Origin of the sequence: Sphingobacterium sp. BN32 (genome assembly GCF_030503615.1) — a bacterium.
Taxonomy (GTDB): domain Bacteria; phylum Bacteroidota; class Bacteroidia; order Sphingobacteriales; family Sphingobacteriaceae; genus Sphingobacterium.
Genome location: NZ_CP129963.1, coordinates 2,087,441 through 2,100,222 on the forward strand (window position 1 = coordinate 2,087,441; position 12,782 = coordinate 2,100,222).

At 41.4% G+C, this 12,782-nt stretch carries 12 protein-coding genes; 8 read left to right on the forward strand and 4 right to left on the reverse strand.

Annotated elements, in window-relative coordinates; all coding sequences use genetic code 11:
* Positions 1-16 precede the first annotated feature (16 nt).
* Positions 17-1,174: a homogentisate 1,2-dioxygenase gene (locus QYC40_RS08785; protein ID WP_301993601.1), complete on the reverse strand. Its 1,158-nt coding sequence runs from the start codon at positions 1,172-1,174 to the stop codon at positions 17-19.
* 329 nt (positions 1,175-1,503) lie between these two features.
* Between QYC40_RS08785 and QYC40_RS08790 the strand changes: the two genes are divergently transcribed.
* Both QYC40_RS08790 and QYC40_RS08795 read left to right on the forward strand, forming a co-directional pair.
* Positions 1,504-2,481 (forward strand): fumarylacetoacetate hydrolase family protein, encoded by a 978-nt coding sequence (locus QYC40_RS08790; RefSeq protein WP_301993602.1) that lies wholly within the window; start codon positions 1,504-1,506, stop codon positions 2,479-2,481.
* A 17-nt stretch (positions 2,482-2,498) separates the two neighbouring features.
* The gene (locus tag QYC40_RS08795; protein ID WP_301993603.1) at positions 2,499-3,395 is read left to right on the forward strand and encodes a flavin reductase family protein; all 897 of its coding nucleotides are present in this window, start codon (positions 2,499-2,501) and stop codon (positions 3,393-3,395) included.
* On the opposite strand, the gene QYC40_RS08800 is transcribed toward QYC40_RS08795, so the two are convergent.
* A complete protein-coding gene (locus tag QYC40_RS08800) occupies positions 3,384-5,147 on the reverse strand; it encodes an aromatic amino acid hydroxylase (protein WP_301993604.1) in 1,764 nt (587 codons plus the stop codon). The genes QYC40_RS08795 and QYC40_RS08800 overlap by 12 nt on opposite strands.
* A 250-nt stretch (positions 5,148-5,397) precedes the next feature.
* Between QYC40_RS08800 and QYC40_RS08805 the strand changes: the two genes are divergently transcribed.
* From QYC40_RS08805 to QYC40_RS08825, 5 genes are all read left to right on the forward strand, one after another.
* Positions 5,398-7,173, forward strand: coding sequence for a long-chain fatty acid--CoA ligase (locus QYC40_RS08805; protein ID WP_301993605.1), 1,776 nt, complete (start codon positions 5,398-5,400; stop codon positions 7,171-7,173).
* A 213-nt stretch (positions 7,174-7,386) separates the two neighbouring features.
* The gene (locus QYC40_RS08810) at positions 7,387-7,704 is read left to right on the forward strand and encodes a GNAT family N-acetyltransferase (protein ID WP_301993607.1); all 318 of its coding nucleotides are present in this window, start codon (positions 7,387-7,389) and stop codon (positions 7,702-7,704) included.
* A 55-nt stretch (positions 7,705-7,759) separates the two neighbouring features.
* Positions 7,760-9,088: an amidohydrolase gene (locus QYC40_RS08815; protein ID WP_301993608.1), complete on the forward strand. Its 1,329-nt coding sequence runs from the start codon at positions 7,760-7,762 to the stop codon at positions 9,086-9,088.
* A 108-nt stretch (positions 9,089-9,196) separates the two neighbouring features.
* Positions 9,197-9,634, forward strand: coding sequence for an Rrf2 family transcriptional regulator (locus QYC40_RS08820; protein WP_301993609.1), 438 nt, complete (start codon positions 9,197-9,199; stop codon positions 9,632-9,634).
* Positions 9,635-9,684: 50 nt separating this feature from the next.
* Positions 9,685-10,074 (forward strand): group III truncated hemoglobin, encoded by a 390-nt coding sequence (locus QYC40_RS08825; protein ID WP_301993610.1) that lies wholly within the window; start codon positions 9,685-9,687, stop codon positions 10,072-10,074.
* Between the two features lie 3 nt (positions 10,075-10,077).
* Here QYC40_RS08825 and QYC40_RS08830 read toward each other — a convergent pair whose 3' ends face one another.
* A complete protein-coding gene (locus QYC40_RS08830) occupies positions 10,078-10,587 on the reverse strand; it encodes a thioredoxin family protein (protein WP_301993611.1) in 510 nt (169 codons plus the stop codon).
* A gap of 101 nt (positions 10,588-10,688) precedes the next feature.
* Entirely contained in the window at positions 10,689-11,513 is an 825-nt protein-coding gene (locus QYC40_RS08835) for a hypothetical protein (RefSeq protein WP_301993612.1), read from the reverse strand.
* Positions 11,514-11,782: 269 nt separating this feature from the next.
* Between QYC40_RS08835 and QYC40_RS08840 the strand changes: the two genes are divergently transcribed.
* Positions 11,783-12,241, forward strand: coding sequence for a hypothetical protein (locus tag QYC40_RS08840; protein ID WP_301993613.1), 459 nt, complete (start codon positions 11,783-11,785; stop codon positions 12,239-12,241).
* Positions 12,242-12,782: the final 541 nt, after the last annotated feature.

Genomic DNA, 12,782 nt, shown 5'->3' on the forward strand with positions numbered 1-12,782 from the left:
TAATAGTCGAATGTTTTTAACTTAACCAAGAAATGTAATAGTCCGGATCCTCTAGTTCCAAAGCTTCCTTCGTTAATTTAAGCGGACGGAAAGGATCGATCATCACTGCTAACTCATCTGTTCGCGTTTGCCCGATGCTCTTCTCCACGGTACCCGGATGCGGCCCATGCGGAATACCGCCCGGATGCAAAGTGATCTGTCCCTTTTCTACAGACTTACGGCTCATAAAATCGCCATCTACATAGTAAAGCACTTCGTCGGAGTCCACATTGCTGTGGTTATAAGGAGCAGGAATAGAATCTGGATGGTAGTCATAAAGACGCGGACAGAAACTGCATAACACGAAAGAATTGGTTTCAAAGGTCTGGTGAACCGGTGGCGGCTGATGCAGCATGCCAGTAATCGGCATAAAATCATGAATTGAAAATGCCCAAGGATAGTGATATCCATCCCAACCGATAAAATCAAAAGGATGGCTTCCATAAATGTATGGATAGATCAAGCCCTGCTTTTTAATCTTGACTTCAAAATCCCCAAATTCGTCATAAGTCTTCAGATTCTGCGGACGCTTGATATCTCGCTCATAAAATGGCGCATGTTCCGCTAATTGGCCAAACTCATTTCTATAGCGCTTCGGCGTACGGATAGGCTCGAAGGATTCAACGATAAACAACCTATTGTTCTTATCATTGAATTCCAACTGATAGATTACCCCTCTTGGGATAACTAAATAATCACCATAAGCGAAGGGAATTTCCCCATACCCGGTTTTTAATGTTCCTGAACCCTCATGTATAAAGATCACCTCATCAGCTTGGCTATTTTTATAGAAATAATCCTTCATCGAATCCTCTGGGGCTGCCAGTGAAATATGTAAATCGTCGTTAACCAATACTGGCACTCGGCTTTCTAAATAATCTGCTTTAGGTTTTACTTGAAAACCCTTCAGGCTCGTATGTTTTAGATGCTTGTCGCGTGCAACTGTTGGCGAAACATCATAAGGTTCTTGTATTTGCTTAACTAAGGTTGGCGGATGACAAGGGTAAACCAAAGCATAAGTGCTCGAGAAGCCGTGCGTAGATACCAACTCTTCCGCATAGAGCTCGCCATTCGGCTTTCTGAATACGGTATGTCGTTTTGGGGGAACTTGTCCCAATTGATGATAAAGTGGCATATTAAAAAGATTTATAAATTGATTATTAACCCGATTGCAATACAGCAACGGATAGTTTATTTCTCGAAATCGTAATGAGGAATTAGTATTGGGCAAACACAACTTCAGCAATAAGTGCCTTCGTAAAAGGCATCATTCCTTTTGGAGGAAAGACAATATTTGCTCTACTGATGTTCATAAATGGTTATTGCTATTACCCAAATATACGGCATTTTATTTTATATTTACGTCGGAATACAGAATATATCTTTTATTTAACAAGTCATTTTCAAATACTTAATAAATAAAAGCGCCAATTGTAAATTTTAAACATTCGAAGATCATCCGTTATGAAAATCATAACATTCCGTCATAATAATCAAGAATCTTTAGGTCTTGTTCATCAAGATTACCTCATCCCGATATCGAATATTGGCGATAATCTACCGGATAGCATGGAAGCGCTTCTGAACGCCGGACAAGAAGGGTTGGATAATCTATACCAAGCCTTTCAAACCTACTTAGAAAACAGTCAGCAAACTGCTAATTTATCATTTGAGGAGGTCGAAATACTTGCTCCTGTCCCGAGACCAACATCCTTAAGAGATGCTTATGCCTTTCGGCAACATGTGGAAACCTCACGCGCAAACCGCGGATTAGAGATGATTCCCGAATTTGACTTATTCCCGGTATTCTATTTTTCCAATCATCGAGCAATTGCCGGTCCTGGAGAAGTATATTGTATGCCTGATCATTTCGATCGAATGGACTTCGAATTGGAAGTTGCCGTTGTTATAAATAAAGAAGGTAAAAATATTAAAGCCGCAGATGCCGATGAATACATTGCCGGTTATATGATCATGAACGACCTGAGCGCACGCCGCCTACAGATGGAGGAGATGAAGCTTAATCTAGGCCCCGCAAAGGGAAAGGATTTTGCTACTGTAATCGGCCCATATCTAGTAACAAAAGACGAGCTAGCAGCTTACAAGGTCCCTACGCCTGCGGGTCGCGAAGGCGACTTATACGACTTAAAGATGGAATGCTTTGTCAACGACATGAAAGTATCATCAGGAAGTTTGGCAAGTATGAACTGGACCTTCGCGGAGATCATTGAACGCATATCCTACGGCGTGACGATCTACCCAGGAGATGTCATAGGCTCCGGAACTGTAGGAACAGGATGCTTCTTAGAACTTAACGGAACCGGGAATCGCAAAGACCCAAACTACCGGGAACAGTGGCTGCAGCCCGGCGATAGTATCCGCATGGAAGTTACAGCCTTAGGATCTCTTGAACACACTGTTCTCCTAGATAAAAACCTATAAAAAAACTAGCGATTGATATGCAAAATCTAGAAACCAAAACCTTTGAACCCGCTGTACATGGACGCGTATTCGACAACCTGATAAAATATGCTGTTGCTCCTCGACCTATCTGCTTCGCCAGTACGATTGACGCTGCGGGCGAAGTGAACTTGAGCCCATTCAGCTATTTCAATTACATGTCGCAAAAACCGCCCATCTGCGTATTCTCACCACTACGCCGAGTACGCGATGGTTCTACAAAACATACCTTAGACAATATTAATGAAGTGGCAGAGGTTGTTATCAATATTGTAAACTACGATATGGTACAGCAGCAGTCCCTCGCCAGCACGGAATATGCTAAAGGAGTCAATGAGTTTGATAAATCAGGGCTTACCCCTGTCCCATCACAACATGTTAAACCACCGCGTGTCGCGGAATCTCCAATACAGTTAGAGTGCAAGGTACGCCAAGTTATTCCGCTCTCAGAGGATGGTGGGGCTGGTAACTTAGTTATTGCAGAAGTCGTTTGTATGCATGTGAAGAGTCATCTTCTTAATGAGCACGATCAAGTCAATCAAGCAGACTTAGATCTTGTTGCACGTTTAGGTGGAGACTGGTATTGTCGAATAACGGAAGAAAACCTATTCGAAGTCCCAAAACCATTAAGAAAGTTAGGAATTGGTGTGGATCAATTACCCGAGCATATCCGCTTGTCCAGTATCTTAACAGGAAATCAATTGGGGCTATTGGCAAATATAGAAGCGCTTCCCGAGGAAAGTGATCTAGCAAAAAATGACGCACACGTGCAGCAATTGCTTACTATGTGGCAGAATGATAAGACTCAATTAACAAATGAGCTGCATCGATATGCAGCCCAACTTCTTGACCAAGACGAAATAGACTTCGCCTGGCAGGTCTTATTACTGGCTTAGCGTCAGACTGATATTCCTGTCTTTCGCCAAACGAATACCATCCTGAATAAGTTTATCTAATTCAGGATGTTTTGTTTTCATCATCCTTAAATAGCCCTCTGCATCGATCGCTAGGTCTTGCTTCTCCTGATCCAATGCGATTTCTAAAATTTCCAAAGCCGCTAACCAGGTATCCGAAAAATTCGCATCTAAACCTCTTAATTTATTAACTAAACTGTCCACATTACCCTTTTCGGTTCGCACAGCGCGGATAGCTTGATATACTTGTTGTAAAGCTAGAACGCGATCCGAGTAAACGCCTGCAGCGATAGGCTCGCCTGTACCGCCTCCTGCTCCTTCATAGGCATCCTTATCTGCGGCGCCTGCAAAAACAGATACTATTTTATGACCGACCGCCATATCGTAGGTTCCCCATTCGGGTTGAAAATATACTTTCCCAGATGCATCATTTACTGTGCAGTCGCTGAATGAAATCATCAATAAACGCTCGTTGCGATAGGTCAGCCCATCAACAACGCCGCGTACTGCTAATCCTGATTCGAAATGTAGCTCAGCAGGCTTTCCCTGGACAATTCCCAGTTCGCTCAACTGTTGCGTTGAAAAAACTTCTAAAGGCTGAGAAATGCCTTTTAGTAAGCCTACAGGCGAGCTGAAACCATCTTTATGATAGTTTTTCCCATGCCCATCGAGCTGCTTGTCTTCAAATGCAAGCGAGGTAGGGCTGTTCGTCTTGATGCCGATCAGCTCTTCGCTATCTGCGAAATCTACGAATACACCCGAAACCTGCAATCCCGAACTATATACCGCAGTACATACCGTCCGACTATCAATCGCCTTGTCCATACTCGCCTTCCCGCCAACGCGGAAAGCCATTTGATTCGCGAACTCATCCAATACGTCGTAAACCTGATGGAAATCTGCTGTCACAAATAATTGGGGCTGCGGCTGCGTGATATCATATGCATATTTTATCGCATCTAGCGTAAAAGGTAGCTTGCTGACCTCCGGACGCATGCAATTCGCGCTTTCACCGATTGAAGAAAGCAATCCTGCACCATATATTTTAGGGTCTTCTAACGTACCTATCAGGCCGTACTCCACTGTCCACCAGTGTAAGCGACTCAATATAGCCATTTCCGACGGCTCACCCATGTTCTTGGAGATAGCCTCAAACTTAGATTCCGCCGCATCGATTTCCTCTTGCGACGCACCTTCCTTTTCTTTCACGATCGAGAGCTCCCGGATCGCTTCATAAAGTTCCATATCTTTCCCCGAGCTTAAAGCTTTGGTGCCGACAGATCCAAAATACTGCAAATAATCAGCATATTCAGGTTCACCAATAATCGGAGCATGCCCGGAAGACTCATGAATAATGTCCGGTGCCGGCGTATATGAAATATGATCTATACTTCGGATGTCTGCCGCAATGACCAGAACGCGGTATGCTTGAAACTCCATAAATGCCGAAGGCGGAATAAATCCATCAACCGTAACTGCACCCCAGCCTATTTTTTTCAAAGCATCGTTCATCGACTGTAGGTTCGGAACCTCCTCGATACTAAGGCCAGCTTTCGTCAACCCTGGAATGTATGGGTAGTAGGCTATTTTGCGCAAATAGGCATAGTTCTGCCGCATAACATAGCGCCATACTGCTTGATCAATTGCTGTATATCGGGAGTAGTCTTGCGGAACAATGTATTTTAACAAATGCTTAGGTAGCTGAGCAACTACCGGATTATCATAATGATTCATTTACAACCGTTTTAACAAACATAATTATTTTAATTATTAATCACAAAGAATATTAATTGGTGTAAAGATAGAACAGTTAAATATCGCTTAACATTCCCTGTCCTTGGGTTTCAATGAAAAACTTAACAATTTCATAAATTACAACCCTTTATAAAGCAACATTTTTTTATTTTTGCAAACTTCTACTCATAGACAATGTTTAAATGAGGAGGAAGTCAGTCCCTAAAAACGACTGGTAATTTGATTTGAAATGGATGAAAAACTTAGACTGTTCGATCTAGCGTTTAGACAGGTCGAACTATTCCCTAACCTTGATATTTTCTCGCATAAAAAAGAAGGTGAGTGGAAACCAATAAAAACCGAACAATTTTTAACGGAAGTAAATGCAATTTCTAAAGGCCTTATTGAATTAGGTGTCAAGCCTGGCGAAAAAGTAGGTCTAATAGCCGATAGCAGTGTAGAATGGCATATTGTAGATTTTGCAATTCAGCAAATTGGAGCCGTAACGGTAGCTATATATCCGAATATCACTGATGCGGACTATCAATTTATCTTCAACGATGCGGAAATCAAACTATGTATCGTCAGCAATAAATCCCTTTATAACCGTATTCTTTCTTTAAAAGACTCCATCTATACGTTAAAATTCGTATTTGCGATGGATAAACAGGAAAATGTTAGGCATTGGGACGAGCTGAAGACCTTGGGTGAAAAGATACCTGACGAGCAATTGAATTTGCTTCGTGATGCCGTAAAACCAGAAGATCTGGCTACACTAATTTACACATCCGGAACTACCGGGAAACCTAAAGGTGTGATGCTAACACATAACAACATCATGGCCAATGTGGAAGCCGCGAGAGAAATTACCCCTTGCCAGGCCTACCATCGCTCCCTTACCTTCCTCCCTCCTTGCCACGCCTATGAGCGGATGGTCATCTACACCTATCTCTATATCGGTATCACGACGCATATCGCTGAGTCCTTAGACAAGATAGGACAGAACATTAAGGAAGTGCAGCCACATATTATGACCGCTGTTCCTAGAATTCTGGAGAAAGTCTATGAAAAGATTATGAAAACGGGTCTTGAGCTGACCGGTATGAAGCGTAATATCTTTGATTGGGCGGTGAAAGTGGCGGAAGATTATGACCCTGATCCCAAGAAAAGAAGTTTTGGGTATAATATAAAATTGAAACTCGCTAAGAAATTGGTGTTAGATAAATGGTACGAAGCCTTAGGCGGTCAGTTAATGACCGTAGCGTCCGGTAGTGCTTCCTTGCAGGCGAAACTTGCGCGCGTATTCTTAGCGGCGGGCATCCCACTTTATGAAGGCTATGGAATGACCGAAGCATCGCCACTGATTTCGGTAAACCATTACATTAAAGGAACCCGTGTCGGTACCGTGGGCCTTCCGGTAAAATATGTAGAAATTAAATTAGCCGAAGACGGCGAAATCCTGGTAAAAGGACCCAACGTCATGCAAGGTTATTATAAGAATAAAGAAGAAACGGATAAAACGATTATTGACGGCTGGTTGCATACCGGTGATATCGGAACTTGGGAAGAAGGTCGTTTCTTAAAGATCATTGATCGCAAAAAGGAAATGTTCAAAATTTCCGGCGGTAAATACGTCATCCCACAACCTATCGAAAAGAAACTGTTAGAGTCGAACTATATCGAACAAGCGATGGTCATCGGCGATGGTCAGAAGTTCGCTTCGGCCTACATCGTACCTAACTATGCTCATTTAATCGACTGGAGTAAATCCGAAGCACCAGAGCTGCGGGATCTACCGAAAGATCAGTTCTTGAAGCAGGATAAAGTTGTTAGAAAGATAAATAAGGAAGTACAATTCGCTAATAAGCATTTCGGAAACTGGGAGCAGATTAAGCGCCCAATTATTCTGACGAATGAATTTACAATTGAGGACGGCGAACTGACACCGACATTGAAAATGAAGAGAAAGGTCATTCTCGAAAAATATAAGAAAGAGTTCGAAGACCTCTATCATACAGCAGAATAACAGGCAATTGCCTTCTGCTAAATTATTTCGAGAGCCCTATTATTAATAGGGCTCTTTTTTTTTCGCGAAGCTATTTGTTTTTAAAGGCTTCATCAACTTTCCTACTTTTTGCAATTTCATTGAAACCTGAAAGATTTCTTATCTTACATCAACAATCATAAACAAAATCTTTCCGATTTTGTGGTACTATTAATAAATAAAATAACACAGCATATGAAAGAGCAATTCGAACCCATCCCTGTCGTGAAAAACGAGGAAAAGAGCAGATTTGAGCTAGATGTAGATGGCCATATCGCCTTTATAGACTACAAAGAAACCCCCAGCAATGTTGCATTGATCCATACCGAAGCACCGGAGGAACTCGCTGGAACAGGTGCGGCAGCAGCATTAGTAGAAAAAACGCTGGTATACATTCAAGAGTCAGGCAAGAAATTATTGCCTTATTGTCCTTATGTCTTTGCATTTATTAAAAAGCATCCCGAATGGAAGGCTTTGGTCGCTCCCCATTTCCCAGGATACGATAAACTTTAACAATCGCTATCTTTGGGATTGCTATTGAAAAAATCGTGAATAAAGGAAAAGTGGAATGGATAAAAAAGAACATCTAAGTAGAAAAACATTTATTAAAAACACCGCATTGGGAATCGCTGGATTAAGCGCAGGATCGCTATTGACAGGTTTTAAGCAAGCAGAATCTAGAGAAAATAAAAGCAAACCTATGAAACTGTTAAAAAACGTACGTCTTGAGACAGGCTTTGACTATGATGGCGATGAAGTGGTTGGAACAAAAACAGATCTGTTTTGTGTTGAGCTTGCTGATGGCAAAATTACCAGCATCAAAAAGAATGACCCTCAAGCAGATGCTTTTGATGCCAAAGGCATGCTTATGTTACCTGCCTTCAAGGATATGCACATACACTTGGACAAAACCTTCTACGGTGGGCCTTGGAAGATCGTTAAGCGCCGCCCAGGCGGGGTAAAAGGAATGATTGCATTAGAGCAAGAAATCCTTCCGGAAATGCTGAAAACATCGACTTATAGAGCGGAGAAGCTAATTGAACTTTTACAAGCTAAAGGATCTAGTTTTGCCCGAAGCCACGTCAATATCGAACCCACATCCAAACTGCAATCTCTTAAAAACTTACAGTTAGCTCTAGAGAACAAAAAGGCTGGTTTTGAAGCGGAACTCGTGGCTTTCCCCCAACATGGACTTTATTATACCGATTCTGTTCCTTACATGAAGGAGGCAGCACAAACTGATATTGACTTTATTGGCGGTCTTGACCCCTATACGATCGACGGGTCAATTGAGAAGCCCGTTGATTTTACTGTACAACTCGCATTGGATCATACCAAAGGTATCGACATACACTTGCACGAATCCGGGCAATCGGGAGTGGCTACCATCGAATACCTTATCAAAAAGGTCTTGGAGAATCCAAGTCTCAAGGGCAAAACCTATTTGAGCCACTGCTTTGCCCTGTCGGCAATCGACTCTGCCAAGCAAGAGGAACTCGCGGAAAAGCTTGCTGAGGCACAAATAGGGATTATTTCAACCATTCCTTTCGGAGGAAGGGTGATGCCGATTCCAACCCTGTATAAGCATGGCGTTCATGTCGCTACGGGTATCGATAGCGTTATTGACCATTGGGGAATCTATGGTACCGGATCGGTATTAGACAAAGCTAGTTTAATGGCCCAGCTATACGGTTTTGGAAATGAATTTATGCTTTCCCGAAGCCTTCGATTGGCGACTGACAATATGTTGCCGCTCGACGACAAAGGAAAACAACAGTGGCCGAAACAGAATGACAAAGCTAACTTTGTATTGGTCAATAGTAGTTGCTCGGCAGAGGCAGTCGCGAGAGTTCCAAAAATTGAGCACCTGATTCATGCAGGTAACCTAGTGTATTAAAGTCAATTTTCACCCGAATATCATAAAGCTCCTTATTTAAGACAAAACAGTCTTAAATAAGGAGCTTTTCTCTTATCTTTGTTAAAAGAACAATTAAAGCAATAAATTATGTTCTCAAAAGCAGTTGAACACGGTATTAAGGCTATCATCTATATTGCAACGCAATCGATGGAGGGCAAGCGGGTGAAGATTGGTGAAGTAGCCGAACATACCGCAACCCCCGAAGCTTTTACAGCAAAGGTTTTAGGCACTTTAACGAAACACGATATTCTACAATCTATCAAAGGTCCCTATGGCGGTTTTGAAATGACTGGTAAACAGATTGAGCAGGTAAAAGTGGCTGATATCGTGAAAGCATTGGACGGAGATAATATCTTTACCGGCTGCGCCTTAGGCTTAACGGCCTGTAACCATAAAAACCCCTGCCCTATGCATGAACGTTTCGTCAGCATTCGCCGGGAACTGAAAAGCATGATGGAAAGCACCACGATTCACGATCTTGCGACAGGATTGATTGCGGGAGAAAGCGTGCTTATCCGCGCCTAAAGCCTGGCAAAATAGAAAATATCGAATTATAATAAATAGAAAAACCAGCCATGAAAGCAGATATCCAACATATAGAAGACGTCAAATTACTTGTGAATACCTTTTATGATCGTATTCGTGAGAACGAGCTACTGGGAAAGATCTTTGATAATATTATACAAGATCGTTGGCCGGAACACCTCGAAAAAATGTATCGCTTCTGGCAGACGGTGTTATTCGACGAACACACTTACTTTGGAAGCCCCTTCCCCCCGCATATGCACATGCCCATAGAGAAACAGCATTTTGATACCTGGATTGCGATCTTCAGCAAAACGGTCGATGAACTGTTTGAAGGGGAAAAGGCTGAAAGAGCAAAGTGGCAAGGCGCGCGCATGGCTGAAATGTTCCAGCATAAAATTGCTTACTACAAGCAGCAAAGCGGAAAGCCTTTAGCTTAAATTTTATTTTCTAACCCATTCATTGAAGAAGGCTAAAACTTTCTTTTCATCGTAGCTCTTATCTTTCTCAAGATTACCGCTCTCACGAACTTTCAATACTTTTCCATCTTTACCCAAAACAATAAAGAACGGAAAACCTAATGCTGGTCCATCCGGAGCATATTTCTTAAAGAATGCCTCGTTTTTATTCTCTTTAGAATAGTTTACATGGTAATACAAAAACTTATCTTTCAATAATTTGCTGACAGCAGGATTTTGCTGAATATAATTATTGAATCGAAGGCACCAAATGCACCAGTTCCCTCCTGCTTGCACAATAATATTTTTATTCTCCTTTTGAGCCTGTACAATCAACTTATCAAGATCGGCCTGCGCATCCGCCTCCGGATGATAGGGCTTCGCATACGTGTCTATCTCCTTCGGTTTTTCAGTCTGCGCATTTACATCCGTCGACCAAATTCCCAAAAACAATACGCATGCCGTGTAAACTAATGGTAAAATCTTCCCTTTCATAACAAATCTCATTTAATTACTAAATCTAAATTAGCTATTCTCACCTACTTTTATGCCAATTTTTTGTCAAGCTTTTTATACATTTAGATTATAGCTTCTTTTTATTTCAAAGGTTGACAATTGAGGCAGTAATAAACAGTCCCGCCCATATAATTTTCTTTAACTATTTCTCCTTGGCATTTGGGACAAGGATTGCGATAGGTTTTCTTCGACATCAATGTTTCATAAGCACCCCAGCCATGGATCGTTTTTTCGGTATCACGTCCGCCAGCCTCAGTCATTGCGCGAAGTGTCGTTTTTATCGATTGAAATAGGTTTACCTTTTCCTGATCGCTGAGTGTTGAAATTTTGCGTTTAGGGTGAATAGATGCATGGAAAAGTATATCCTGCAGGACGCCGTTGCCAATTCCGGGAATACGTTGCTCTGTTGCTAATAGCGCTTTGACCGATATATCTTTCGTTTCCTTTTGGATTAGGCGCTCAAAATATAACATATCAAAAGCATCGCTCAATGGAGAGATGCTTTCTATACTTTTTGTATAATACTTGTTATCGCATGCTCCCTGATAAGCTGCTATTAGGCCATACATAGCCACTGTAAATGCAAGAAAGCTTTCATCGTCAAAAGTGATCAACAGCTGATATTTAGCGGGTATCTTGGACGCATTCCTACTGTATTGAAGATTGATACCATCATTCAAACTAATGCGGATATTATCTTCTAACACGATATCCACAAATATACCAAATCCGATTGCTGAGAGGATTTTTTTACCTGTCAGTAATTTGCTGTATGCTAACGGATCAGCATAGAAAAACGTGAATCGATGAGGACTATTGGAATTGAATACATCTGTTATTGTTTTTCCGGACAGTGCATCGTTGAGCTGACGTCCCAGTGTAATTGCTTCAGGTAATTCAATCATGACTTTAATGTATTATGTTTTTTAAATGGGATATATTTATCCAACACCGATAAATCGTTATCGCAATATATCTTATAAACAACAAATTAAAATGACCTGATACACTCATCGTATTTTTGCCGTAGCTAATAAGTTGGTAACGAAACTTTGTTTTACCTTTGTGTTTTGCTATCCGAAAACGACAAGCCAAATCAGGAGTTACTCCACTGTTATTATTTGATCGTTTTCAGTTGGCTATTTCTTGCTTTTTTCTCAGACTATTGTTCTAAATGAATTATTCGCACTGGTTACTCTATCATTCATACTACCGTTGGATCGTTTTAATCGCCATGCTTATCCAAATTGTTTGGATATATATTAATCACCGCAACAAAACAACCTTCGAAATAAAACACTACCAATGGCTTGTACTATTTTGCATGCTCTATAACATTCAATTGGTACTCGGTTGGATGCTCTATCTGACTAGCCCCATTAGCAATGCCTTTTGGGATGACTTGCCAGCGACCCTTAAAAATCGACAACTCCGCTTCTTCGGTCTCGAACATATGAGCATGATGACCCTAGGAATTGTCCTGATGAATACACTGACCTTTCTTGTAAAGAAGAAAGTCGGAACGCCGGCTTTCACGTACCTCTGGAAGCGCTATATCTTTATTTATATCATCATTCTTGCCTCCGTTCCCTGGTCATTTTCACCTTTAACGAGCCGCCCTAACTTCCGCTAGGAAACTAGTTCCTGTCTTAGCAATTTCTTAGCTTATTCAAACCCATATCAAAGCCCTTTCCAATCGGCTTTGATTGGGTTATACATTGGGTTTGAATTGGGTTTAAAAGGGGATTGAGTAGTAGTTGGTATTTAGTAGTTAGTATTTAGACCTATGGCTGGCTAAGATGTGAGATCATAGATTTTAGACGCTGGTGTCTTGAACCAAGAAAAAAAGGGAAAGTTTGTTTTGAACCAGGAAAAAAAGGATGTAAGGATGAGGAGGATCGGGTATGGTGTCGCGTTAGTTGAAAATGTCGTCTTGAACCAGGAAAAAAAGGATAAAAGGATTTACAGGATCCTGCTTATCCTTTTATCCTTCCTTTCTTGGTTCAAAGACAAAACATCCTGCTTATCCTTTTATCCTTTTTTTCATGGTTCAAAACAACACTCTAATATCTCACCTCTAAAATCTAATATCTAATAAAAAAAGAAGCTGCCCTTTCTAGAACAGCTTGCTTTCAAGTTATCTTCACCTCATTTAACGAGGAAAAGATAGAGGA